Below are 22,686 nucleotides of genomic sequence, written 5' to 3'. Positions count from 1 at the left end.
GCCGTCACCCCTGATCCCGGGCCTTTATAGCCGCTTCGATCCGGTCCAGCCGGGCCATGACCTCGTCCCGGTAGCTGTCGGTTTTCTCGACATCCTCTTCGTGATGGGCATCCTGCATCGAGTTCACGATCAGACCCACGACAAGGTTCACCACGGCGAAGGTCGTAACCAAGATGAAGGGCACAAAGAAGACCCACGCATAGGGATAGACCTCCATCACCGGGCGGACGATGCCCATGGACCACGATTCAAGCGTCATGATCTGGAACAGCGAGTAGCCCGAGCGCCCGAGTGTGCCGAACCATTCGGGGAAAGCCTCACCAAAGAGCTTGGTCGACATCACGGCGGCGATGTAGAAAATCAGCCCGGTCAGAAGGAAAACCGAGCCCATGCCGGGGAGCGCGCTCATCAACCCTTCGACCACGCGGCGCAGGGACGGTGTAACCGACAGCACCCTGAGCAAACGCAGGATACGCAGCGCGCGCAGCACCGAAAGCCCCTGTGCCGCCGGAATGAGCGAAATGCCGACGATCACGAAATCAAAGATGTTCCAGCCGCGCCTGAAAAAGCCGAAACCCCGCGCCGTTAGCTTCGCGGCAATTTCGACCACGAAGATTGCAAGGCATATCTTGTCGAGCATCACGATCAGCGGTCCGGCCATCTCCATCACGGGTTTCGATGTTTCCAACCCAAGGATGGCGGCGTTGAAAAGGATAACGCCAAGGATGAAATTCTGCACCGCGCGCCGATCAACGACCGCGCCTATTTTCTCTCGAAATGTCATGTTTCGGCCCTGTAAATCCTTCGCAAGGATATGGGGCGAAATGGACCAGCCTGCAAGCCGTCGAACGACAAACGGCCCGGCGCAATCTGCGCCGGGCCGTTGTTGGGATCGGAACCGCCGGTACCGATATGCGGATCTTAGCCCTCTTTCTTGATTTCCACCGAATGGGGATAGGGGATCGAAACGCCCGATTTGTCGAAGGCTTCCTTGACCGCCTTGGTCATCTCGAACTTCAGGTCCCAGTAATCCGCGGCGTTGCACCAGAGGCGCGCGGTCAAATCCACGCTGCTATCGCCAAGGTTGGTGACGCGCACCCACGGGGCGGGGTCTTCATGCACGCGGGCGTCGGCCTTGGCCAGATCGAGGATGATCCCCATGGCCTTGTCGGCGTCATCGCCATAGTCGATGCCAAAGGTCATATCCACGCGACGGGTATCGTGATGCGAAAAGTTGGTGATGATCGCGCCCCAAGCCTGACCATTCGGGACGATGATCTGCACGTTGTCCGGTGTCACCAGTTCAGTGATGAACAGGTTGAGGTCCTTGACCGTGCCTGCCGTGCCGCCGATATCGACATACTGGCCCAGTTTATAGGGCCGGAACAGGATCAGCATGAAACCTGCCGCCAGATCGCTAAGCGTGCCTTGCAGGGCAAGACCGATGGCCAAGGTCGCAGCACCCAGAACCGCGACAAGCGACGTCGCCTCGATCCCGAAGATGCCCAGCACCGCCACAAGCACCATGATCAGGATGACCCATTTCACGATGGAGGCCACGAAATTGCCAAGCGTGTTGTCGATATTCTCGTTTGCGTTGACCTTGCGGCGGACAAGGCCGCTGACCATGCCGGCGACCATCCAGCCGATGATCAGGACGACAAGCGCCTTCACCGCGTTGATAACCAAAGGCGCATAAGCGCCCATCGAATCCATAATTGCTTCCATCAAAGCCCCCAGAATTTATGTTGCGTCGGCCCAATGCCGCCCGCTTCCAGATGCGCGAATACATCGCATGAACCCTGCCCTCTAGGGGTCTTTTGTCAAGGATTTCCCCGCATGCGGATGCGGTTCACCCCGGCAAACTGCCGTCCAGAACATAGCGCAGGATTTGCACCACCTGCACAGGCTCTCTCGCCATGGCAAGGGCGGCGGCATCAACCTCTTTCAAGGCGTGGTCGTGTTCAGGTTGTTGCAGGATGATCAACGATTTGCCAAGGGCCGCAGCATAGCCCGCATCGAAGGCGGCGTTCCATTGCTTGTACTTTTCACCGAAGCGGACGACCACGACATCGGCATCGGCGATACCCTTGCGGGTGCGGATGGCATTGACCATGGCGCCCTTGTGATCGTGCCAATACTTGTCATCCTCGGCGCCAAGGATCGCCACGCCGCAATCATCGCTGGCTCCATGATCGGTGACCGGGCTTTTGAAAGTCACATCAAGGCCCTTGGCCCCCTCGATGATTTGTTCTCGCCAGTCGGTATGAATTTCGCCGGAAAGATAGACGTTCAGGGTCATGCGGTCCTCGGGTGATTGATGTTGCGTTCTTCGCTACATAACGCGCTTGGCCTGCAACGTCACCCAAAGGCTTCCGCCAAGTGGCGACCAGTGCTACGCTTGGACTCGGTTACGATTTCAAGGAGATACCCAATGCGCATGTTGCACCTGTTCGCAGGGCTTTTGACACTTGGCCTTTTGCCTGGCCCCGGCCATGCGGCTGATCTTGTTTCACAGATCGTGAACAACGCCGAAAACACCTGTGCCAGCTTTGAAAACGGGGAATTCGCGCAAGGGGATGCGGTGACAAAGATCGACCTGACCGGCGATGGCCAAGCTGATACCCTGGTGGAAGAAAGCCGGTTTTCCTGCAGTTCCGCGGCCTCGATGTATTGCGGTAGCGGCGGATGTATGCTGCACGCGATTGTTGGTGATAAAAGCTGGAGATTTCAGGCGGAAGGCTGGCGCATGATCGAATGGGATGGCCGGCCCATCCTGTTGATCGCGCGCGATGGCGGGTGGTGCGGCGGCGCGGGCGCACAGCTATGCTATGAGGCTGTCACGTGGAGCAACGGCGACATGCTGACCGTCATGCCGCCGCCGCAATAAGGATTAGCCCCGCAGGGTGCCGCCAGTCGCCTTTTCAACCTTCTCGACGATCTTCTTCGAGACCGCATCGATATCGGCTTCTTTCAGGGTCTTGTCGGTGGGTTGCAGACGCACCGTGACGGCGAGGGATTTCTTGCCCTCACCAAGGCTGCCGCCGATGAACTCATCGAAGACGCGCACGTCTTCGATCAGCGCCTTGTCGGCCCCGGCCGCGGCATTGACCAGTGTCAGCGCCTCAACCTCTGCCCCCACGACGAAGGCAAAGTCACGTTCGACCGCCTGCAAATCGCTGACCGTCATCGCCCCGCGCGAGGCGGTCTTCTTGCGCGGCAGGGGGATTTCGGCGGGGAAAAGCGTGAAGGCCACGGCAGGCCCTTTGACATCCATCTGTTCCAGCACCCGGGGGTGAAGTTCACCGAAAATGCCCAGCACCTTCTTGGGTCCAAGGCAGATTTTGCCGTGCCGCCCGGGGTGCCACCATTCCCTTGCCCCGCGCAGGATTTGCACCTTGGTGGGGGCCCCCATGGCCGACAACACCGCTTCGGCATCCGCCTTTGCATCGTACAGGTCTACAAGCCGAGAAGCGCCATGCACGTCCTTGGGCCCGGTGCGCCCGACAAGCAAACCGCTTACAAGCAAATGCTGGTCCGTCGGCTCCCCCCCGTGAAAGGCATTTCCGACCTCGAAAAGCGCCAAATCCATCTGACCGCGCGCCTGATTGCGTGCCGCTGCCTGCAATAGCCCCGGAAGCAAGGCGGGGCGCAAGTGGCTCATTTCCGAGCTGATCGGGTTGGCCAGCATGGTGGCATCACCGCCGCCGCCAAAGCGCGCGGCGCTGTCGCGATCAATGAAGCTGTAGGTGACACATTCGTTATAGCCCAAGGCCGCCGTGGTGCGGCGCGCGGCCTGTTCGCGGCGTTGCATCGGGCTCAGGATCGGCTTGGGCACACCCACCTGCACACGCGCCAAGGGCTTGCCTTCGAGTTTGGTCAGCGAGGCCACCCGCGCCACTTCTTCCACCAGATCGGCCTCGCCCATGACATCTGGGCGCCAGCTTGGCACATGGGCCATGTCGCCCTCAAGGCGGAAGCCAAGGGCCGTCAACGTCTGGCGTTGTTCGGCCTCGGGGATGTCCATTCCGACCAGCGATTGCACCCGCGCGGGATCAAGCCGGTAGGCGCGGCTGACATCGGGCACTTCGCCTGCAACGACCACCTCGGACGGCTCACCGCCGCAGAGATCAACGATCATCCGGGTGGCCAGTTCGATCGCCTCCATGTTGAAACCCGGATCGATGCCGCGTTCGTTGCGATAGCGCGCGTCGGAATTGATCTTGAGCGCGCGACCCGTGGTGGCGATTTGCACGTGGTCCCAGACAGCAGCCTCAAGAAAGACATTGGTGGTTTCTTCGGTGCAACCCGTTGAAAGGCCGCCCATAATTCCGCCGATGCTTTCCACGCCGGTGTCATCGGAAATCACCACTTGGCCGGGGCCGAAGGTGTACTCCTTTTCGTCCAAGCCCATCAGGGTTTCGCCGCCATCGGTGCGGTGCACCCGCAGGTCACCGGTGACCTTGTCGGCATCGAAGACATGCAAGGGACGGTTGCGGTCGAAGGTGAAGAAATTGGTCACATCCACAAGCGCCGAGATAGGGCGCAAACCGATGGCGCGCAGGCGATCCTGAAGCCATTCGGGCGAAGGGCCGTTCTTGACGCCCTTGATCAAGCGCCCGGCAAAAACCTCGCAGCCGCTGTCGCGCGTGTCTTCATCAATCGTCACGGTGATCGGGCAAGGGAATTGGCCCTCGACCTGCGCCTCCGGCGCGGGCTTCATCGTGCCAAGCCCGCGCGCCGCGAGATCAAGCGCGATACCCCGCACGCCAAGCGCATCGGGGCGGTTGGGGGTAATGGCGATCTCGATCACCGGGTCGACCTTGGCCGGATCATTGACCGCCAGCCAATCGGTGAACCTCTCGCCCACCTCGCCCGAGGGCAGCTCGATAATGCCATCGTGTTCCTCGGAAAGCTCCATCTCGCGCTCGGAGCACATCATCCCGTAGCTTTCGATCCCGCGGATCTTGCCAACGCCAATTGTTGTATCGATTCCAGGCACATAGACACCGGGCTTGGCGACAACCACGGTGATACCCTCGCGGGCATTGGGGGCGCCACAGATGATCTGAGTCTGGCCGTCGTCGGTCTCGACCTGGCAGACCTTAAGCTTGTCGGCGTCGGGGTGTTTCTCGGCGGAGACCACCTTGCCGATGGTAAACTCGGAAAGCCGTTCGGCGGGGTTGGAAATCTCTTCCACCTCAAGGCCCAGATCGGTCAGGGCCTCGGCGATCTCGGCCACGCTGGCCTCGGTCTCAAGATGGTCTTTCAACCACGACAGGGTGAATTTCATCGGCTTTCATCCACGGATAAACAAGGGTTCCGGGGACGTTTAGCCCATATGAATGACCGGGAAAACCCCAAGCCAATTCCCTTTCTTCTGGCCGAAAATATCCTCGGGGTGAATTGGCCAAAGGCCAAGAGGGGGCAACGCCCCCTGCCCTGCACGACGAATGATATCCGGGTCCATGGTGCCAACCGAAACGACCGCCAAGGCACGGGAGCAATCCATGTACAGAACGTACAGAACATAGTGACTTTTGTACAAAACCCGCCGATCACTCCCGCGCGCGGTTTGCCAGTTCATCAATCTTGCCCATGCGCCAAAGCTGTACCTCGCGGGCCAGCCGAAGCGATGGCTTGAGGCAGAAGAAAACCGAGCCGACAACGAACAACCATATCGCCGTTGTCTCGTACTCGGGCCAGAAGAACAGGATCGAGCCGACCAGAAAGGAAATCGCGGCGATGAAATCGGCCACGGTATGGGCGATCTCATAGGCGGCAAAGACGCGGCGGGTATCGGCGCTGCGCTGGCGGGCTTCATGTGAGAACAGGCGCATGGCGGGACTCCGGGTTGGATAAAGTTTCTTTCGAAGGTGGCGGGTTGAGATAGAAGAGGCAAGTGGGACATCGGGCGCGTTTTCTTGAAAAGAAAACGGTCCGGAATTTTTTCAAAATTCCGGCGAAGGTGCATGAAAGCCGCGCCAAAGACGACGCGCGCGGGGGCGATTGGTGCGTAGGGGCTATGGTGCTTTATGGTGGCCGTGTCCGTAGAACCGTTGGCGGTGCTCTGTGGTTGCCAAAAAGCCGCCGCGTCACGCCGAAGGCGTGCCCCCATCATGTCGGCGCCCCTTTGGGGCGACGGGGCGCATCGGCTTTGGCGCGGCGGGCCTGCGGCCCTTGATTCCGCGACATACGGCGCTTGATGGAAGCCTTAGCGGCTCAACCCACCGTGCAACGTCGGCTGGTCCAGCGAGGCAAAGCCATAGTGGCGCAGCCAGCGGAGATCGGAATCGAAAAACGCGCGCAGGTCGGGGATGCCGTATTTCAGCATGGCGATCCGGTCGATGCCCATGCCGAAGGCAAAGCCCTGCCATGCCGCCGGGTCGATGTTACCCGCCATCAGCACCTTGGGGTGCACCATGCCGGAGCCGAGGATTTCGAGCCAGTCGTCACCTTCGCCGATTTTCAAGGTGCCATCGGCCCATGAGCAGCGAATGTCGACCTCGGCCGAGGGTTCGGTGAACGGAAAGTGCGAGGCGCGGAAGCGCAGTTCGACCCCGTCAACCTCGAAAAACGCGCGGCAGAACTCCTCCAGCACCCATTTCAGGTTGGCCATGGAGATGTCTTTATCAATCGCCAGCCCCTCGACCTGATGGAACATCGGCGTGTGGGTCTGGTCATAGTCGGCGCGATAGACGCGGCCCGGGCAGATCACGCGGATGGGCGCGCCCTGCGCCTCCATCGAGCGGATTTGCACCGGCGAGGTATGGGTCCGCAGCACATGCGGCGGGCGGTTGTCGCCTTCGGCACGGTGCATGTAGAAGGTGTCCATCTCGGCCCTTGCGGGATGGTGGCCGGGGATGTTGAGCGCGTCGAAATTGTGCCAATCGCTTTCCACCTGCGGGCCTTCGGCCACGGCAAAGCCCATGTCGGCAAAGATCGCGGTGACCTCCTCGGTGACCTGGCTGACCGGGTGGATCGTGCCCATGCGGCGGGAGCGGGCGGGCAGAGTGACATCCAGCCATTCGGCGCGCAGACGTTCATCAAGCGCAGCATCGGAGAGCGCCTGCTTCTTGGCGGCAAGGGCGCTGTTGATCTCGTCCTTGAGGGCGTTGAGCTTGGGGCCCATGACCTGCCGTTCCTCGGGGGTCATCTTGCCCAACTCGCGCATTTTCAGGCTGATCTCACCCTTCTTGCCGACGGCCTGCACGCGCAGGCCTTCGAGGGTGGATTCGTCGCCCGCATTCGCGATGGCGGCAAGGTACTTGTCTCTGAGGTCGTCCATGAGCCTATCCCTTTGGTCTTGGGCGCTCTGCTATACCTTTGGGACGGGTGAGACAAGGTGCTTGGGGTCAGAGGCCGCGCAGATAATCGGCGGTAAAGCGGGCGTAACCATCGGCGGTGACGCGATGGTGGCCTTTCATGTGCTCATGCAGCGCGGGAAGCTGGTGAAAGGGCACCTGTGGCAGGCTGTGGTGTTCGACATGATAGGGCATGTTCCACGCCAGAAAGCGCACAACGCGGTTGGTAAAGGTGGTGCGGGTGTTTTCCAGCATATTGGCGACAAAGGCACAGCGGCCATGCTCGGCCAGAAGGTAAAGCCGCAGGAACGGCTGACCCAGAAGGCAAGGCAGGATCCAGACCCAGAAAAGCAAGGGGGTAACAAGCAGGGTAAGGACGCAGAGCGCATAACCCGCAAGCATCACGCACGCCTCGAACCGGATACGGGCGTGGGCGCGTTTCGGGGTGTAATCGCCCGGATCGTGGCCAAGGACATTGCCGAGGGTTTGCCGCGCCATGCCCCACCAATAAGGCAGGCCGCTGATATGGGTCAGGTAGGCGGGCCATGTTTCGGGCTTGGCGCCCGAAAGAAGCTCGGGGTCTTTATCGGGGATATTGGTGTGGCGATGATGGGCAAGGTGGAAATAGCGGAACCATTCGAACGGGTTGAGGATCAGGAAGCCGGTGATACGCCCCACCCATTCGTTAAGCCAGGCGGTGGCGAAAGGGGTTTTGTGGGTGGCCTCATGTTCGAGGGTGAACAGGAAACAGATCGCAACCCCCTGCCCCAAAAGCGCCAGTTGCCAGAGCGGCCAGCCCATGGCGATCCAGATCGCGAAGCCCACGATCAAGGCAGAATGGCCCGCGAGATGTCGCAGGCCGGGGGCGTCCGACCGGGCGTTGAGCCGGGCCAGATCTTCGGTTTGAATCGTGGAAACGAGGGTTTTGTGATCCATGACCCGGATAGTTTATGCCGGGGTCACGGCCTTGTCACGCGGCGTCGACGAAGGTGTTGCAGGCCGGTTTGACGCGTTCGTTACATTGGCCGCTGGCTTTGCCACCGTTGACCTCGCGGTCATGCGCCTCAAGCAGGCGGCGGGCCTTTTCACTCGGAAACCGGTGTTGATCGTTACTGGCATCGAAGGGCATTGCGTCGCTCCTGTTGTCCAAGCCTCGTGGGCATTTGCTAGGGTGAAAGATGCAAGGCGAATCTGGTGTTAATTGGGCGTTTCCAAGAATTCTGCCGTGGTGTCGGCCACATTTCCGCCCAAAGCGGTGTGCCTTGCCCCCGCGGCACGCACGTCGGGCGAAACGCTTTGGAGCAGGGCAATGAAAAGCGCCGCCGGGTTGGTCCCGACGGCGCTTTTTGTCGTCCCTCGTGCGACTGGCTTATTGGGCCAGGGCGCTTTTTGCCTGGTCGACGATGGCGCCGAAAGCGGCCGGCTCGCGAACGGCGAGATCGGCCAGAACCTTACGGTCCACTTCGATACCGGCCAGGTTCAGGCCATTGATGAAGCGCGAGTATGTCAGCGCTTCGTCATGGGCGCGCACGGCGGCGTTGATCCGCTGGATCCACAGCGCACGGAAATTACGCTTGCGGTTCTTGCGGTCGCGCGTGGCGTACTGGTTGGCCTTGTCGACGGCCTGACGCGCCACCTTGAAGGTGTTCTTGCGACGGCCATAATAGCCTTTTGCGGCTTTGGTGACTTTCTTGTGACGGGCGTGGGTTACTGTCCCACCTTTAACGCGTGCCATATGTCAGTTCTCCTTGGCCTTAGCGGGAATAGGGCATCATCGGGCGGACGATCTTGGCGTCTGCCTCGGACATTACCGTGGTACCACGGGCATCGCGGATGAACTTGTTGGTACGCTTGATCATGCCGTGGCGCTTACCGGCCTGGCCGGTTTTGATCTTGCCATTGGCTGTGACCTTGAACCGCTTTTTGCAGCTCGACTTCGTCTTCATCTTGGGCATTTCCGGCTCCTTCTTAGTTCGGGTCGGTCGTTATGCGCGACTCGGCATGCCACTTAGGCCGGTCCCGCAGACAGAGGCGCCATATACGCGCGTGACGCTGTCTTGGCAAGCGGAAATCCGTATGCGCGCCAGTGTTGACCAAGCGCATCGACCAAGACCGCCCGCATCGCGCGGGGTCGTCAAAGCAATAGGCGTCAGGTGAGATACCTTGCAATCACCTGCACGAAGATGTTGGGGATTTCGTTGATGGCATAGCCGCCCGGTTTCGTTCCCAAGGCATAAATCACAAGGGCACCGCCCGCGAGAATCGTGAACGCCGCGACCCGCGGGGCGCGACCTTCGGTGATGGCCGAGACAATCGACGGGACAGAGAAAACCAACAGGACAAAGCCAATGACGAAAGCCAGATCCGGGTCCATGGTTGGTCTCCTACACTACTCTTGCACACTACACTTGACGGAACAGAGGGAATATTAGCCCGGTTCGGTCGCGTAAATCAAACTTTCCTGACAGGGGGCCACGCGCAGAATGTTGGTTGTCCCCGGAACATTGAAGGGCACGCCCGCGGTAACGACAATCTGATCCAGCGCCTCGGCATAGCCTTGGTCACGGGCCGCGCCCGCAGCGCTGAGGACGGCCTGTTTGAAGCGCTCAAGCTCACCCGTCATGACACAGTTCACCCCCCAGCTGAGGGCGAGGCGCCGGGCCGTGCCACGCATGTTGGTCATGGCCATGATCGGCACACGGGGGCGTTCGCGGGCCGTCAGAAGGGCGGTGGTGCCCGATTGGGTAAAGCAGCAGATGACCTTGATATCCGTGGTTTCGGCAATCTCGCGGGCGGCGGCAACGATGCCATCGGCAACGGTTGTGCGGCTGGCCTTGCGCGAGGCTTCGATGACCTCGCGGTAGGTCGGGTCGTCCTCGACCTCGCGGGCGACATTGTCCATGGTGGTCACGGCCTCGACCGGGTAATCCCCCGCCGCCGATTCCGCCGACAGCATGATCGCGTCGGAGCCTTCGTAGATAGCGGTGGCCACATCCGACACCTCGGCGCGGGTGGGCATTGGCGATTCGATCATCGATTCAAGCATCTGGGTGGCGACGATCACCGGCTTGGCCATGGACCGGCACCGGCGCACAAGGCGCTTCTGGATCGGCGGCACGTTCTGAACGGGCAGTTCCACCCCCAGATCGCCGCGCGCCACCATGATCCCGTCCGAGGCATCGAGGATCGCGTCAAAGCGCTCAACGGCTGCGGGCTTCTCGATTTTCGACAGGATCGCGGCACGGCCCTTGGCCAGATCGCGGGCCTCGATCACATCCTCGGGGCGTTGTACGAAACTGAGCGCAAGCCAATCGACGCCGAGATCGCAGACAAATTCCAGATCCTTGCGGTCTTTTTCCGACAGGGCGGCGAGGGGCAGCACCACGTCGGGCACGTTCACGCCCTTGCGGTTTGAGATGGTGCCACCGATGACAACCTCGGTCTGGGCGTAATCCTTGCCGCAGTCGGTAACTTTCAGGCGGATTTTACCATCGTTGACCAGCAGGGTCGCCCCCACTTCGAGGGCTGCGAAAATCTCGGGGTGGGGCAGGCAAACGCGACTGGCGTCGCCTTCGGCTTCGTCCAGATCAAGACGGAAGGGCGCGCCTTCCTCCAGCTCTTCTTCGCCATTGGCAAAGGTGCCGACGCGCAGCTTGGGGCCTTGCAGGTCGGCCAGGATGGCGATCGGGCTTTGCAACTCTTCCTCGACCTGCCGGATGATGCGGTGTTTCTCGGCGATCTCCTCATGGAGGCCGTGGCTCATGTTCAGGCGGAACACATCGGCGCCCGCTTCGTGCAGCGCACGGATTGTATCGTAATCCGAGGACGCGGGGCCAAGGGTGGCCACGATCTTGACGTTGCGGTGGCGTCTCATGCGGGGGTGTCCTTGCGTTTCAATATCTTCAAAGTCGCGCTGTCGGTGTCCCGTGCCAAGCCCGGCCTGTCAATGCCTTAAGGACACGAGGCGGGTTTTGCCAGGGAATTGTTAGCGCTATCATAGGTGATGCGAATTTATTACTCAATTCACTTCTGCCTGCAATTGTCATAGAGGGTGCCAAAAGGACTTAACAGGCGCATGACGTACACTCCGTTTTACATCGAAGGGGCAGACCGCCCCGCCCGTTGGCTTATTACCTGTGACCACGCGGCCAATACCGTGCCGCCCTTCGTGAATGGGGGCAGCCTTGGCTTGGCCGAGACGGATATGACCCGCCATATCGCCTATGACGTGGGCGCGGCGGGATTGGCGCGAGGCTTGGGCGAAGCCATGGGTGCGCCGGTGATCCTGTCGAATTTCTCGCGCCTAGTGATTGATCCGAACCGGGGCGAGGACGACCCGACCCTTTTGATGAAGCTTTACGACGGCACGATCATTCCGACCAATCGCCACGCCGAAGACGAGGAATTGGAGTTGCGGCTGAACCGCTGTTACCGACCCTATCACACGGCCTTGGCGGAACTGGCCGCGCGACGGGACGATACGATCATCGTTTCGATCCACAGCTTTACACCGCAATTGCAGGGGCGCCCGCCGCGGCCTTGGCATGTGGGGGTGCTTTATGCCGCCGATGAGCGGTTAAGCCGCCCGTTGATCGCCCGGCTGCATCGAGAACACGATCTTTGCATCGGTGAAAACCAGCCCTATGGCGGGCACCTGCCCGGCGATGCCATCGCGCGCCACGCGATCGCCTACCAGCGGCCCAATGTCTTGATCGAGTTGCGCAACGACCTGATCGCGGCCGAGGCCGATCAGGCGGCATGGGCCAAGAGATTGGCACCGATTTTGCAAGAGGCTGCGGAAACCGCGGGCGTCTAGCCGGTTTTGATCGGGCAGCGCGCCTTTTCCCCTTGCCTTGAGACAGGTCAGGCCGTTTCATTCCGGTAATGGACTAAGGGGGTGAACCATGCGCAAAACGCTTGGGGCCGGTGTGTTGATTGCCGGTGTGGCCGGTCTTGGGCTTTGGGGCGCGAACCACCAGGCCGGAACCATGGAAGCCAAGATTGCACAGGCAGCAACCGGCGTGGCCGATGGCGCGATCCATCGGGTCGAGACCCGTGTTGCGGGCCGTGACATCACCGCGCGCGGTATTGCCGACGACGCGGCGGAGCGCGATGCAATCATCGCCGCATTGGACGAGGTGCATGGCCGCCGCGTGGTGCGCGATGAGATCGAGGTTCTGGAAACCATCCGCCCCTATACCCTGTCGGCCACCCGTGGCGGCGGCGACACCGAGTTTTCCAAGCGGGTGCAAGGCGGCGACGTTTATTGAGGTACAACCTCAAACTGTTGCATTGGCTTGAACCTCTCAGTGTCGCGGGTGGCTTTGTAGGTCACCCGACGACAGCCGGTTTCAGGGTTAAAGTGCGGATGCGGATAAAGGCGGTCGGGAAGTTCGAATTCGGCGCAAACCTCGAAAATCCTGTCTGACAAGCGGTTATAGCGATAGGGCCTGTCAGTGAAGCGGTCTGTCAGTTGCGGTGCCGGACAGGCCGGGTTTTCATCCATGGTTTCTGGCAGGGTTTGGCCATTGTCATTGGCAAGGCAGATCACATGCTGCTGCAGGCTTTGAAGATCGGCGGCGCGCGTCTTGTCGCGGCTTTCCATGCGCCCTGTCTCGGGGCCGCCCACGATCCAGAATCCGGCGGCCAGGGCCGCCACGACCCCCGCGCCAAGCAGGAATTGGGGAAACGCGTTATTCGCCATCGTCATCCTCCGCCAATTGTGCGCGATAATAAAGGAAGATCACGCCCGACACCGCGGCGACAACGGCGGATTTCGACAGGAACTTGAGCGTCGCCTCGCCATTGAGAAACGTAAAGAGCACGAAAACCAACGTGCCCAAAAGCGACAACGCGGCAAGGAACAGCACGACATAGCCCACCCATTTGCGCACCACCGAGCGGCGCAGGCCCTTGTCGGTTTGCACCGCGCGATTGGCGCGGCGATTGAGCCACGCAAAAAGCGGGAAAAACACGATGAGCGCCGCCATGGACCACCGGATGGACGACAGCCGGTAATAAGGGCGATGGTCAGCTTCGGGTTCGGGCCAAGCAAAATCAATCAGGTTCACCCCGAGCATCGTCAAGTGCCACGCGGTCATGCCCAATGCGATGAAGATCAGGCCATAAAGAAACGCTTCGCGCGCCGAAACGAAGGGGCGCGGGCGCGGCACGGGGGGCAAGAAGGCGGTATCGTCCCACGCCTTGAGGCCGGTATCAATTTCGGCGTTTGTCCAACCGGCCTGATGCAGGGCTTGCTGTATCTCGGTGCGCGAACGCCCCGCGTTCAGCGCCTCTTGTACGAAGTCGGCGATTTGATCGGAGTTCTTCATGGGGCCCCTTTCCGGCCTTGCGGCCATACCAGATCACACCAATAAAAGACGGTGCGCCTTGACAGCCGTCAAGTCAGGTCTGCCCTAAAGCCAATCGCGCAGGACCGGGATAAGGGGAATATCCGCCGGGGGCATGGGATAGTCGCGCAATTCGTTCACACGCGCCCATTTCAGGGTTTGCCCCTCGCGGCCCCGCGGGAAACCTTCCCATCTGCGGCAGGCATAGAGCGGCATGAGAAGGTGAAAATCCTCGTAGCTGTGGCTGGCGAAGGTCAGCGGCGCGAGGCAGCTTTCCCATGTGTCGATGCCCAGCTCCTCCTGCAGCTCACGAATGAGGGCGTGTTCGGGGGTTTCGCCGGGTTCGACCTTGCCGCCCGGAAACTCCCACAAACCGGCCATGGATTTGCCCTCGGGGCGTTGGGTCAGAAGGATACGGCCCTCGACATCAATCAGGGCAACGGCAGAGACGAGTACGGTTTTCATGACCGGTAGTCCGCGTTGATATCGATATAGCCATGGGTCAGATCGCAGGTCCAGACATGGGCGGTACCGCCGCCAAGGCCAAGATCGACATGAAGCACCAGTTCGGGGTTCTTCATGTAGGCGGCGACCTTTTCCTCGCTGTAATCCTGGCTGATCCAGCCATCCTTGGCCACCAGCGTATCGCCGAACCAGATCGACAGGGTATCGCGATCGGCCTTGGCGCCGGATTTGCCAACGGCCATGACCACCCGGCCCCAGTTGGGGTCTTCGCCGGCAATGGCGGTTTTGACGAGCGGGGAGTTGGCGATGGCAAGGGCATGGGTGCGGGCATCGGCATCGCTGGCAGCGCCCGTGACCGAAACCTCGACGAACTTGGTGGCCCCTTCGCCATCACGCACGACCTGATGCGCGAGATCCAACATCACGCTGCGCAGCCCTTCCATGAAGCCGACGCTTATGTCGGTCACGCGGATGCCCGAGGCCCCGGTGGCCCCGACCAGAAGCGTGTCGGAGGTGGAGGTATCGCTATCGACGGTGATGCAGTTGAAGGTCTTGTCATTCAGCGCCGAAACCATGGTTTGCAGCGTGGGCTGATCAATCGCGGCATCGGTGAAGATATAGACCAGCATCGTGGCCATATCCGGAGCGATCATGCCCGACCCCTTGGCGATGCCGGCGATATGCACGGGTTGCCCGTCGATCTGCACGGTGGTGCCCGCGCCCTTGGGAAAGGTATCGGTTGTCATGATGGCCGCGGCGGCATCCTCAAGCGAGGCGGACCCGAGCGCCGCTGTCAAATCCTTGACCTTGCCGGTGATCCGGTCATGCGGCAGGCGTTCGCCGATGACCCCGGTGGCCGAGGTGAAAACGCGCGAGGCGGGCAGGCCGGTGGCTTTCGCCACCGCCTCGCAAATCGCCGAAACCGAGCCATCCCCGGCCTTGCCCGTGAAGGCATTGGAATTGCCGGAATTGACGATGATCGCCGCGCCCTCGTCGGAATGCGTGGCGATCTTGGCCTGGCAATCCAACACGTTGGCCGAACGGGTGGCCGAGCGGGTAAAGGCCCCGGCCACCACGCTTCCGGGTGCCAGCCGCGCCAGCATCACGTCGGTACGGCCTTCGTAGCGAACGCCGGCCTCGATGGTGGCCAGGCTAAGACCGCCCACCTCGGGCAATGCTGGAAAGGCCGCAGGGGCCAAGGGGGAACGCGGCGGCGTGGCACCCATGGATCAATCCTCCAGAAGGGTCATGTCGTTGATGGCAGAGGGATCAATGCCCGAGGTGTCGGCGCGCGAGACATCACCGTCCGCTTCCAGTTTCTTGACATGCTCTTCGAAGGCGGCCTGGCGCAGTTGTTCTTCCAGTTCGGCGCGCACGTCGTCCAACGCGGGCTGTTCCTTGATGCGTGTCTCGTTGAGGGTGATCACATGCCAGCCGAATTGCGTCTCAAGCGGGTCCGACACCTCGCCGGTTTCAAGTTCCGCAACGGCATTGAAAAACGGCTCGACCATGGTGCCGGCACCGAACCAGCCCAGATCGCCGCCGTTCGAGGCCGACGGCCCAATCGAGTTTTCCTGTGCCAGCGCCGCGAAATCGGCGCCGCCTTCCAGTTCCTCGATCAGGGCCTTTGCCTCGTCCTCGGTTTCGACAAGGATATGGGCGGCCTTGTATTCGGTTTCTTCCTCGGCGTTGCCGTATTTCTCGTCATAAGCGGCTTGCACGGCCTCGGAATCCGGCTCGGTGCCCATGACCCGGGTGATGGCCTCACCGGCGACGACGGCGCGGCGCTCGTTTTCGATCAAAAGCTCGCTCTGGCGCGACAGGTCGCCTTCGAAGCTTTGCATCAGAAGGGTTTGCTGCACCAACTGTTCCAGCAGGCCGTCAAACAGCACTTCGGGGGGCAGTTGGTTGTATTGTTGCGGCAGGCTTGAGCGCAGGGCGATCATGTGGCCCAGAGTGATGTCGGTGCCGTTCACTGTCGCGACAACGGCATCGGGGTCGGGGGTGTCCTGCGCAGCAGCAGGTGCCGCCGTAAGCAGGCCCGTAGCCAGCGCCATGGCAGAGAGAATCGAGGTGCGGAGTAGCATGAAAGACCTTTCTTTGCGTTCGGTGGTGGCCACCACGCGGCGTCGCGTGACGTTGACACTCATTCAGCGGCCCCTTACATCGCCTTGAAGCCAAGGCAAAGCCGCCATTCCCTGCCCGTTCTAGGGTGGCAGGACAGACGGGGCAAGCAATTGCCTTTCACGGACAAGCAAAAGACCGGAACGGATAACACATGTTGGGTATTGGAACCGTCGCCAAGAAGATCTTCGGCACCGCGAATGACCGCAAGATCAAGGCGACACGCCCTCTGGTCGCCAAGATCAACGCATTGGAACCCGAATACGAGTCCCTGAGCGACGAGGGGCTGATCGAGAAAACCGCCGAATTCAAGGCGCGGATCGAAAACGGCGAAAACCTTGACGCCATCCTGCCCGAAGCCTTTGCCAACTGCCGCGAGGGCGCACGCCGGGCGTTGGGCCTGCGGGCCTTCGACGTACAGCTGATGGGCGGGATTTTCCTGCACCAAGGCAATATTTCCGAGATGAAGACCGGCGAGGGCAAAACCCTTGTCGCCACTTTCCCCGCCTACCTCAATGCCCTGACCGGCAAGGGCGTGCATATCGTCACAGTCAACGATTACCTTGCCCGCCGCGACGCCGAATGGATGAGCAAGGTATACGGCGCCTTGGGCATGACCACCGGTGTCGTCTATCCGCAGCAGCCCGATGACGAAAAGCAACAGGCCTATGCCGCCGACATCACCTATGCGACCAACAACGAGTTGGGTTTCGATTACCTGCGCGACAACATGAAATCCTCGCTTGAGGAAATGAGCCAGCGCGGACATCATTTTGCCATCGTCGACGAGGTCGACAGCATCCTGATCGACGAGGCGCGGACGCCGCTGATCATTTCCGGCCCGGCGCAGGACCGCAGCGACCTTTATGTCGCCATCGACAAGCTTATCCCCGAGCTTGGCGACGATCACTACACGATTGACGAAAAATCCAAAAGCGTGACCTTCACCGACGAAGGCAACGAATACCTTGAGGAATTGCTGCACACCAACGGCCTTCTGGACGAGGGGCAATCGCTTTACGATCCGGAAAGCACCACCATCGTGCACCACGTCAACCAAGGCCTGCGGGCGCATAAACTTTTCCTGAAGGACCGCGATTACATCGTTCGCGACGGCGAGGTGATGCTGATCGACGAATTCACCGGTCGGATGATGGCCGGGCGGCGCCTGTCCGAAGGCCTGCACCAGGCCATCGAGGCCAAGGAAGGCTGTGAGATCAAGCCCGAGAACGTGACCTTGGCGCAGGTCACCTTCCAGAACTATTTCCGCCTGTATGAAAAGCTTTCGGGCATGACCGGCACGGCCTCGACCGAGGCCGAGGAATTTGCCGAGATCTACGGCCTCGGCGTGGTCGAGGTGCCCACCAACAAGCCGATTGCCCGGATTGACGAAGACGACGCCGTTTACCGCACCGTGCAGGAAAAGTTCGACGCCATCGTCGAGTCGATTCGCGAAGCGCATGAAAAAGGCCAACCTATCCTTGTCGGCACCACCTCGATCGAGAAATCCGAGGCGCTGAGCCAGCTTTTGACCAAGGCAGGGATCAAGCACAACGTGTTGAACGCCCGCCAGCACGAACAAGAGGCGCAGATCGTCGCCGATGCCGGGAAGCTGGGCGCGGTGACCATCGCCACCAACATGGCCGGGCGCGGCACCGACATCAAACTGGGCGGCAATGCCGATTTCAAGGTCATGGAAGCGCTGGAGGCCGCCCCCGACGGCGACCCCGAAGAGATCCGGGAAAAGATCGAAGCCGAGCACGCCAAGGACGAGGACGCCGTGAAAGAGGCCGGGGGCCTTTTCGTTCTGGCCACCGAACGCCATGAAAGCCGCCGCATCGACAACCAGCTGCGCGGCCGTTCGGGCCGTCAGGGCGACCCGGGCCGGTCGGCGTTTTTCCTGTCGCTGGACGATGACCTGATGCGCATCTTCGGCTCGGAGCGACTGGAAAAAGTGCTGTCGACGCTGGGCATGAAGGAAGGCGAGGCCATCGTTCACCCATGGGTCAACAAATCGCTGGAACGCGCGCAGGCCAAGGTGGAAGGCCGCAACTTTGACATCCGCAAGCAGTTGTTGAAGTTCGACGACGTGATGAACGAACAGCGCAAGGTGATCTTCAACCAGCGCCTGGACATCATGAAGGCCGATGACCTGTCGGAAATCGTGCAGGATATGCGCGGCGAGGTGATCGACGACCTGATCGAACAATACATGCCGCCCAAGACCTATGCCGACCAATGGAATACCGAGGGTCTTCAAGCGGCCGTGGTCGAACAGTTGAACATGGAGCTGCCGATTCAGGACTGGGCCGATGAGGAAGGCGTCGATGACGACGACATCGCCGAGCGTCTGGAAAACGCCGCCGATGACATGATGGCCCAGAAGGCCGCCGCCTTCGGCCCCGAAAACATGCGCGCCATCGAAAAGCAGATCCTGCTGCAGACCATCGACCAGAAATGGCGCGAACACCTTTTGACGCTGGAGCACCTGCGCAGCGTCGTGGGCTTCCGGGGGTATGCACAGCGCGATCCGCTCAATGAATACAAGAACGAGGCCTTCCAACTGTTCGAATCCATGCTGGACAGCCTGCGCCAGGACGTCACGCAACGCCTGTCGCAAATCCGGCCCATGACCGAGGAAGAACAGCAGGCCATGCTGGCCCAGATGCAGGAACAGCGCGCCCAGATGGAAGAAGCCGCCAAGGCCCGCCAACCCGGCAGCAAGGTGGCCGAACCCACCCCCGAAGGTGCCGCCGAAGGCTTTGACGAAAATGACCCCTCCACTTGGGGCAACCCCGGCCGGAACGAGCCCTGCCCCTGTGGCTCGGGCAAGAAGTTCAAGCACTGTCACGGGCGCCTGAGCTAAGGCGCAACGCGCAAAATCAGGCCGCAATGACTCCCAAAGGCTGCCATATGGCGGCCTTTTTCCTTGGTTACCGTCCCTTCCGACCTATTCCAGGTTCGGGAGAACGATATGTCCAAGCTAAGACGCTATATCACTGCGGGCGGCACCCTGTGTTGTGCCCTTGGCATCGGGGTTCTGATGCAGATGGGCGATGAATCCAACAAGGCCAGCCTGTCGCCTGAACCTGTCAAAGCGACCGTCATTAAAGAGGATATAGGCGCGCTTGAGGCCTCTGAAGCAGGGGCTGAGCCCAAGCTCGAACTGTCGGATATCCAACTGACAGCCGCCGACTCGGTCACGCCACCCCGGGCCGCACCGCAGCCACAAAGCCTGCCCCAGGCGCCCGTGACAGCCGCCGCCTTCGATCCGGCAAAGGCACAAGAGCCGCCGGTTGGCACCTTGCCACGGGAAGAACCCGCGCCTGAATTCTCCTGCGGGATTGATATCAAGGCATCGCCAACCGCCGCCGCCATGGTGGAGCTTGACCTGAACGCCCCCTGCATGGTGAACGAACGCTTCACCCTGCATCACAACGGCATGATGTTCACCGCGCGGACGGACGACGACGGCATGAAGCGCATGACCGTACCGGCGCTGTCCGAAAACGCGGTTTTTATCGTGGCCTTTGCCAATGGCGAGGGCGCGGTTGCCAATGCGCAGGTCTCGTCGGTCGAATACTACGACCGCTATATCGTGCAATGGCAGGGGAAATCAGGCCTTCAGGTTCATGCGTTTGAATATGGCGCCGATTATGGTGAGGCCGGCCATATCTGGGCCGAAGCCGCCCGCGACCTTGACGTGGCCGCCCGTGGCGAGGGGGGCTTTATCACGCGGTTGGGCGCATCGGATATGGACGGCGCGCGCATGGCCGAGGTTTACACCTTCCCGACGCTCACCGCCCAAAAGGACGGCGAGATTGATCTTCGGCTTGAGGCCGAGGTGACGCGCGCCAACTGTGGCCGCGATATCGAGGCACAAAGCCTGCGGGTTTCCGGCGCGGACGCCCCTGTAACAAGCGACCTCGTGCTTGCAATGCCCGAATGTGACGCAATTGGGGATTATCTGGTGTTGAAAAACATGTTCAATGACCTGAAGATCGCGCGCAACTGATCCGCAGTATCCGGGGGGGCCTTCGATGTCATTGGTACGTGCGGCGTTTCGCGCCGCACTTTGTCTATTTTGCACGGTTACCGCCGCGCTGGCACAGGATGTCACGCTGACGTCACGTGATGGCGATGTCGAGATTTCCGGCAACCTTCTGGGCTTTGACGGAGAGTTTTACCGCGTCGATACCGTTTATGGCGAATTGACGGTGGACGGCTCGGGCGTGCTGTGCGCCGGGCCGGGTTGTCCGAACCTTGAAAACTATGTCGCGCGGGTCACCCTTTCGGGCGCGCCGGTGATTGGCCGGGTGTTGATGCCCGCGCTGATCGAGGCCTTTGCCATCCGCAACGGGTACGGCCTTGAGCGGACCACCGAGCACGAAAGGCGGTTCACCTATGCCCTGAGCGACGGTGAAACCAAGCGCCTGATCGGGGAATTCACGTTTCGCCTGAACAACACCGACGAAGGCTTTGCCGATCTGTTGGCCAACGAGACCGATATGGTCATGGCCCTGCGCGAGGCACGGCGCGGCGAGATCACCCGCGCCCGCGACGCGGGGCTTGGCGATCTGGATGCGCGCGGACGAAGCCGCGTGCTGGCACTGGATGCGCTGGTGCCGGTGGTCGCTCCCAGCAACCCGGTACAGGCCATCACCCTGCCCGATCTGGCCCGCGTGCTGGCCGGTGAAATCGACAACTGGCGCGATCTGGGTGGCCCCAACGCACCGATTGCCGTGCACCTGCGCGATGCGCGCTCGGGGCTGGGGCAGGCCACGGTCGCCCGCCTGCTGGGACCGGTGAAAAAACCCTTGGTTGAAAGCGCGACACGCCACACGGACACCCCCAGCCTGATAAAGGCCGTGACCGATGACCCCTTCGCCCTTGGCGTGACCAGCCATTCGGAAACCGGCAATACCTGGGAACTTGCCCTGAAGGGCGCCTGCGGTTTTGCCCTGCGCGCGACGCGACGCGCCGTGAAGACCGAGGATTATCCGCTTACCGCGCCGCTGTTTCTTTATTCCCCCGCGCGCCGCTTTCCCAAGCTGGTACGCGAGTTCATGTCTTATATGCGCGACCCCTCGGCGCAATTGGTGATCCGCCGCGCCGGCTTTGTTGACCAGTCCCCCGAGGAAATCGAGATCAACGCGCAAGGCGACCGGTTTGCCAATGCCATCGCCCGCGCCGGCACGGAAGTGGGCCTTGGCGAGTTGCAGCGCATGGTCGAAACGCTGGCCCCCCTGCGGCGGCTGACCACAACCTTCCGGTTCGAGGCGGGCTCGGCCCGGTTGGATGCGCAATCGCGGTCCAACGTGCGGCAACTGGCCCGGGCCATGGAAGTTGGGCTTTACGATGCCCGGCGTCTGGTCTTCGTGGGGTTCAGCGATGGCGATGGCCCTGCCGCCGCCAACCGTGATATCGCCATGCGGCGGGCCAAAACCGTGCGCGACGCGGTGACAAGTGCCGCCGAAACCGCCAACCTGACGCGCATCAAGCTTGAGGTCGAAGCCTTTGGCGAGGCGATGCCCATGGCCTGCGACGATAGCGCATGGGGCCGCCAGGTGAACCGCCGGGTCGAGGTCTGGGTGCGGTGATCCGCCAAGGGCCAAGGATTTTGCAAAATCCTTGCAAGCGGTTTTCAAACCGCTTGTCCGCCCTCACAAGTACCCTTCGGCGCGAAAGCTCAGCTCACAGGATTTTCCGACAATGATATGATCGTGCAATGTCAGGCCCAGTGCCTCGGCGGCGGTACTGACTTGCCCTGTCATGGCAATATCGGCCTCGGACGGGGTTGGGTCGCCCGACGGGTGGTTATGCACAAGGATCAATGCACTGGCATTCAAATGCAACGCGCGCTTGACCACCTCGCGCGGGTAGACGGGCACGTGATCCACCGTGCCCTGCGCCTGCGCCTCGTCGGCGATCAACACGTTCTTGCGATCAAGGTAGAACACCCGAAACTGTTCGGTCTCGCGGTGCGCCATGGTGGTGTGGCAATAGTCAAGCAGGGCATCCCAGCTTGAGATCACCTGTCGCTGCATGACCCTTGCGCGCGACAACCGGTGCGCGGCGGCCTCGATCACCTTCAATTCGCAAATCACAGCCTCGCCCACGCCCGAAACCTGCGCCAGCCGCTCTTGCGGGGCCGAAAGCACCCCGTTGAAATCCCCGAACTGGTCCAGAAGCGCGCGGGCCAAGGGCTTCACATCCTGGCGCGGGATGGCGCGAAACAGGACCAGTTCCAAAAGCTCGTAATCGGGCATGGCCTGTGCGCCGCCCTCAAGGAACCGCGCCCTGAGCCGCTTGCGGTGGTCCTTGATATACGAAGGCAAGGCGCCCCCGCCCGCAACCGGCGCGGCAGGCGCTTCATCGCTTTCGAAAAGCGGCAGGGGCATCTCGGAAAAGGCGTTGCGCTGCGACATGGGCCAAGCCTGCCG

Annotated in this window: 25 protein-coding genes; 6 read left to right on the top strand and 19 right to left on the bottom strand. The window is 61.2% G+C overall.

What is annotated here, in order from left to right; all coding sequences use genetic code 11:
- Nucleotides 1-4 precede the first annotated feature (4 nt).
- From RBB32_RS03950 to RBB32_RS03940, 3 genes are all read right to left on the bottom strand, one after another.
- Nucleotides 5-784, bottom strand: coding sequence for an ion transporter (locus tag RBB32_RS03950; RefSeq protein ID WP_306151379.1), 780 nt, complete (start codon nucleotides 782-784; stop codon nucleotides 5-7).
- Nucleotides 785-921: 137 nt separating this feature from the next.
- Entirely contained in the window at nucleotides 922-1,728 is an 807-nt protein-coding gene (locus tag RBB32_RS03945; RefSeq protein WP_306151378.1) for a mechanosensitive ion channel family protein, read from the bottom strand.
- A gap of 124 nt (nucleotides 1,729-1,852) precedes the next feature.
- On the bottom strand, nucleotides 1,853-2,302 hold the full coding sequence (locus RBB32_RS03940) for a YtoQ family protein (protein ID WP_306151377.1): 450 nt from the start codon (nucleotides 2,300-2,302) through the stop codon (nucleotides 1,853-1,855).
- Nucleotides 2,303-2,434: 132 nt separating this feature from the next.
- On the opposite strand from RBB32_RS03940, the gene RBB32_RS03935 reads away from it, so the two are divergent.
- Nucleotides 2,435-2,890 carry a hypothetical protein gene (locus RBB32_RS03935; RefSeq protein WP_306151376.1) on the top strand — a complete coding sequence of 152 codons (456 nt, stop codon included), beginning with the start codon at nucleotides 2,435-2,437 and terminating at the stop codon, nucleotides 2,888-2,890.
- 3 nt (nucleotides 2,891-2,893) lie between these two features.
- On the opposite strand, the gene pheT is transcribed toward RBB32_RS03935, so the two are convergent.
- The 10 genes from pheT to pyk form a co-directional block, all read right to left on the bottom strand.
- Nucleotides 2,894-5,293, bottom strand: coding sequence for a phenylalanine--tRNA ligase subunit beta (pheT, locus tag RBB32_RS03930; protein WP_306151375.1), 2,400 nt, complete (start codon nucleotides 5,291-5,293; stop codon nucleotides 2,894-2,896).
- Nucleotides 5,294-5,332: 39 nt separating this feature from the next.
- The gene (locus tag RBB32_RS03925; RefSeq protein WP_306151374.1) at nucleotides 5,333-5,512 is read right to left on the bottom strand and encodes a hypothetical protein; all 180 of its coding nucleotides are present in this window, start codon (nucleotides 5,510-5,512) and stop codon (nucleotides 5,333-5,335) included.
- Nucleotides 5,513-5,558: 46 nt separating this feature from the next.
- Entirely contained in the window at nucleotides 5,559-5,840 is a 282-nt protein-coding gene (locus RBB32_RS03920; protein ID WP_306151373.1) for a YrhK family protein, read from the bottom strand.
- A gap of 374 nt (nucleotides 5,841-6,214) precedes the next feature.
- Complete coding sequence (gene pheS / locus RBB32_RS03915) at nucleotides 6,215-7,288, bottom strand: phenylalanine--tRNA ligase subunit alpha (RefSeq protein WP_306151372.1); 1,074 nt, start codon at nucleotides 7,286-7,288, stop codon at nucleotides 6,215-6,217.
- Nucleotides 7,289-7,355: 67 nt separating this feature from the next.
- Nucleotides 7,356-8,240, bottom strand: coding sequence for a fatty acid desaturase (locus tag RBB32_RS03910; RefSeq protein WP_306151371.1), 885 nt, complete (start codon nucleotides 8,238-8,240; stop codon nucleotides 7,356-7,358).
- A gap of 34 nt (nucleotides 8,241-8,274) precedes the next feature.
- Nucleotides 8,275-8,433: a hypothetical protein gene (locus RBB32_RS03905; RefSeq protein ID WP_306151370.1), complete on the bottom strand. Its 159-nt coding sequence runs from the start codon at nucleotides 8,431-8,433 to the stop codon at nucleotides 8,275-8,277.
- Nucleotides 8,434-8,673: 240 nt separating this feature from the next.
- The gene (gene rplT / locus RBB32_RS03900; protein WP_154151261.1) at nucleotides 8,674-9,039 is read right to left on the bottom strand and encodes a 50S ribosomal protein L20; all 366 of its coding nucleotides are present in this window, start codon (nucleotides 9,037-9,039) and stop codon (nucleotides 8,674-8,676) included.
- Between the two features lie 19 nt (nucleotides 9,040-9,058).
- Nucleotides 9,059-9,259 carry a 50S ribosomal protein L35 gene (gene rpmI / locus RBB32_RS03895; RefSeq protein ID WP_073036992.1) on the bottom strand — a complete coding sequence of 67 codons (201 nt, stop codon included), beginning with the start codon at nucleotides 9,257-9,259 and terminating at the stop codon, nucleotides 9,059-9,061.
- 194 nt (nucleotides 9,260-9,453) lie between these two features.
- A complete protein-coding gene (locus RBB32_RS03890) occupies nucleotides 9,454-9,678 on the bottom strand; it encodes a hypothetical protein (RefSeq protein ID WP_306151369.1) in 225 nt (74 codons plus the stop codon).
- Nucleotides 9,679-9,732: 54 nt separating this feature from the next.
- Nucleotides 9,733-11,178, bottom strand: coding sequence for a pyruvate kinase (gene pyk / locus RBB32_RS03885; protein ID WP_306151368.1), 1,446 nt, complete (start codon nucleotides 11,176-11,178; stop codon nucleotides 9,733-9,735).
- Nucleotides 11,179-11,379: 201 nt separating this feature from the next.
- On the opposite strand from pyk, the gene RBB32_RS03880 reads away from it, so the two are divergent.
- Nucleotides 11,380-12,120, top strand: a complete 741-nt coding sequence (locus tag RBB32_RS03880; protein ID WP_306151367.1) for an N-formylglutamate amidohydrolase — start codon at nucleotides 11,380-11,382, stop codon at nucleotides 12,118-12,120.
- 88 nt (nucleotides 12,121-12,208) lie between these two features.
- The gene (locus RBB32_RS03875; RefSeq protein WP_306151366.1) at nucleotides 12,209-12,574 is read left to right on the top strand and encodes a hypothetical protein; all 366 of its coding nucleotides are present in this window, start codon (nucleotides 12,209-12,211) and stop codon (nucleotides 12,572-12,574) included.
- On the opposite strand, the gene RBB32_RS03870 is transcribed toward RBB32_RS03875, so the two are convergent.
- From RBB32_RS03870 to RBB32_RS03850, 5 genes are all read right to left on the bottom strand, one after another.
- Complete coding sequence (locus RBB32_RS03870) at nucleotides 12,568-13,008, bottom strand: hypothetical protein (protein WP_306151365.1); 441 nt, start codon at nucleotides 13,006-13,008, stop codon at nucleotides 12,568-12,570. The two genes, RBB32_RS03875 and RBB32_RS03870, sit on opposite strands and share 7 nt — an antisense overlap.
- A complete protein-coding gene (locus RBB32_RS03865; protein ID WP_306151364.1) occupies nucleotides 12,998-13,636 on the bottom strand; it encodes a DUF5671 domain-containing protein in 639 nt (212 codons plus the stop codon). Before RBB32_RS03865 ends, RBB32_RS03870 begins: the two co-directional genes overlap by 11 nt.
- A gap of 84 nt (nucleotides 13,637-13,720) precedes the next feature.
- Nucleotides 13,721-14,119: an 8-oxo-dGTP diphosphatase MutT gene (gene mutT, locus RBB32_RS03860; protein ID WP_306151363.1), complete on the bottom strand. Its 399-nt coding sequence runs from the start codon at nucleotides 14,117-14,119 to the stop codon at nucleotides 13,721-13,723.
- Nucleotides 14,116-15,345 (bottom strand): bifunctional glutamate N-acetyltransferase/amino-acid acetyltransferase ArgJ, encoded by a 1,230-nt coding sequence (gene argJ / locus RBB32_RS03855; RefSeq protein ID WP_306151362.1) that lies wholly within the window; start codon nucleotides 15,343-15,345, stop codon nucleotides 14,116-14,118. Before argJ ends, mutT begins: the two co-directional genes overlap by 4 nt.
- Before the next feature lie 3 nt (nucleotides 15,346-15,348).
- Nucleotides 15,349-16,269, bottom strand: a complete 921-nt coding sequence (locus RBB32_RS03850; protein WP_371931009.1) for a peptidylprolyl isomerase — start codon at nucleotides 16,267-16,269, stop codon at nucleotides 15,349-15,351.
- A gap of 128 nt (nucleotides 16,270-16,397) precedes the next feature.
- Here RBB32_RS03850 and secA point away from each other — a divergent pair, with 128 nt between their 5' ends.
- The 3 genes from secA to RBB32_RS03835 all read left to right on the top strand — a co-directional run bounded on the left by secA (nucleotide 16,398) and on the right by RBB32_RS03835 (nucleotide 21,843).
- Nucleotides 16,398-19,109, top strand: a complete 2,712-nt coding sequence (secA, locus tag RBB32_RS03845; RefSeq protein WP_306151361.1) for a preprotein translocase subunit SecA — start codon at nucleotides 16,398-16,400, stop codon at nucleotides 19,107-19,109.
- Between the two features lie 108 nt (nucleotides 19,110-19,217).
- Nucleotides 19,218-20,258, top strand: coding sequence for a hypothetical protein (locus tag RBB32_RS03840; protein ID WP_306151360.1), 1,041 nt, complete (start codon nucleotides 19,218-19,220; stop codon nucleotides 20,256-20,258).
- A gap of 25 nt (nucleotides 20,259-20,283) precedes the next feature.
- Nucleotides 20,284-21,843, top strand: coding sequence for a phosphate ABC transporter substrate-binding/OmpA family protein (locus RBB32_RS03835; RefSeq protein WP_306151359.1), 1,560 nt, complete (start codon nucleotides 20,284-20,286; stop codon nucleotides 21,841-21,843).
- A gap of 63 nt (nucleotides 21,844-21,906) precedes the next feature.
- Here RBB32_RS03835 and radC read toward each other — a convergent pair whose 3' ends face one another.
- Nucleotides 21,907-22,671 (bottom strand): DNA repair protein RadC, encoded by a 765-nt coding sequence (gene radC, locus RBB32_RS03830; protein WP_306151358.1) that lies wholly within the window; start codon nucleotides 22,669-22,671, stop codon nucleotides 21,907-21,909.
- Nucleotides 22,672-22,686 lie beyond the last annotated feature (15 nt).

The organism is Roseovarius sp. MMSF_3281, assembly GCF_030733685.1.
In the GTDB taxonomy this organism is placed as follows: domain Bacteria; phylum Pseudomonadota; class Alphaproteobacteria; order Rhodobacterales; family Rhodobacteraceae; genus Roseovarius.
This window is presented reverse-complemented; position numbering and strand designations above follow the sequence as displayed.

Coding starts and splice junctions, on each gene's coding strand:
- RBB32_RS03940 (WP_306151377.1), bottom strand. CDS start 2,302: ATGACCCTGAACGTCTATCTTTCCGGCGAAATTCATACCGACTGGCGA.
- argJ (WP_306151362.1), bottom strand. CDS start 15,345: ATGGGTGCCACGCCGCCGCGTTCCCCCTTGGCCCCTGCGGCCTTTCCA.
- radC (WP_306151358.1), bottom strand. CDS start 22,671: ATGTCGCAGCGCAACGCCTTTTCCGAGATGCCCCTGCCGCTTTTCGAA.
- RBB32_RS03910 (WP_306151371.1), bottom strand. CDS start 8,240: ATGGATCACAAAACCCTCGTTTCCACGATTCAAACCGAAGATCTGGCC.
- RBB32_RS03870 (WP_306151365.1), bottom strand. CDS start 13,008: ATGGCGAATAACGCGTTTCCCCAATTCCTGCTTGGCGCGGGGGTCGTG.
- RBB32_RS03905 (WP_306151370.1), bottom strand. CDS start 8,433: ATGCCCTTCGATGCCAGTAACGATCAACACCGGTTTCCGAGTGAAAAG.
- RBB32_RS03850 (WP_371931009.1), bottom strand. CDS start 16,269: ATGAGTGTCAACGTCACGCGACGCCGCGTGGTGGCCACCACCGAACGC.
- pheT (WP_306151375.1), bottom strand. CDS start 5,293: ATGAAATTCACCCTGTCGTGGTTGAAAGACCATCTTGAGACCGAGGCC.
- RBB32_RS03935 (WP_306151376.1), top strand. CDS start 2,435: ATGCGCATGTTGCACCTGTTCGCAGGGCTTTTGACACTTGGCCTTTTG.
- RBB32_RS03945 (WP_306151378.1), bottom strand. CDS start 1,728: ATGGAAGCAATTATGGATTCGATGGGCGCTTATGCGCCTTTGGTTATC.
- RBB32_RS03950 (WP_306151379.1), bottom strand. CDS start 784: ATGACATTTCGAGAGAAAATAGGCGCGGTCGTTGATCGGCGCGCGGTG.
- RBB32_RS03890 (WP_306151369.1), bottom strand. CDS start 9,678: ATGGACCCGGATCTGGCTTTCGTCATTGGCTTTGTCCTGTTGGTTTTC.
- RBB32_RS03835 (WP_306151359.1), top strand. CDS start 20,284: ATGTCATTGGTACGTGCGGCGTTTCGCGCCGCACTTTGTCTATTTTGC.
- RBB32_RS03880 (WP_306151367.1), top strand. CDS start 11,380: ATGACGTACACTCCGTTTTACATCGAAGGGGCAGACCGCCCCGCCCGT.
- pyk (WP_306151368.1), bottom strand. CDS start 11,178: ATGAGACGCCACCGCAACGTCAAGATCGTGGCCACCCTTGGCCCCGCG.
- RBB32_RS03840 (WP_306151360.1), top strand. CDS start 19,218: ATGTCCAAGCTAAGACGCTATATCACTGCGGGCGGCACCCTGTGTTGT.
- RBB32_RS03920 (WP_306151373.1), bottom strand. CDS start 5,840: ATGCGCCTGTTCTCACATGAAGCCCGCCAGCGCAGCGCCGATACCCGC.
- rpmI (WP_073036992.1), bottom strand. CDS start 9,259: ATGCCCAAGATGAAGACGAAGTCGAGCTGCAAAAAGCGGTTCAAGGTC.
- RBB32_RS03925 (WP_306151374.1), bottom strand. CDS start 5,512: ATGGATTGCTCCCGTGCCTTGGCGGTCGTTTCGGTTGGCACCATGGAC.
- rplT (WP_154151261.1), bottom strand. CDS start 9,039: ATGGCACGCGTTAAAGGTGGGACAGTAACCCACGCCCGTCACAAGAAA.
- RBB32_RS03875 (WP_306151366.1), top strand. CDS start 12,209: ATGCGCAAAACGCTTGGGGCCGGTGTGTTGATTGCCGGTGTGGCCGGT.
- mutT (WP_306151363.1), bottom strand. CDS start 14,119: ATGAAAACCGTACTCGTCTCTGCCGTTGCCCTGATTGATGTCGAGGGC.
- RBB32_RS03865 (WP_306151364.1), bottom strand. CDS start 13,636: ATGAAGAACTCCGATCAAATCGCCGACTTCGTACAAGAGGCGCTGAAC.
- pheS (WP_306151372.1), bottom strand. CDS start 7,288: ATGGACGACCTCAGAGACAAGTACCTTGCCGCCATCGCGAATGCGGGC.
- secA (WP_306151361.1), top strand. CDS start 16,398: ATGTTGGGTATTGGAACCGTCGCCAAGAAGATCTTCGGCACCGCGAAT.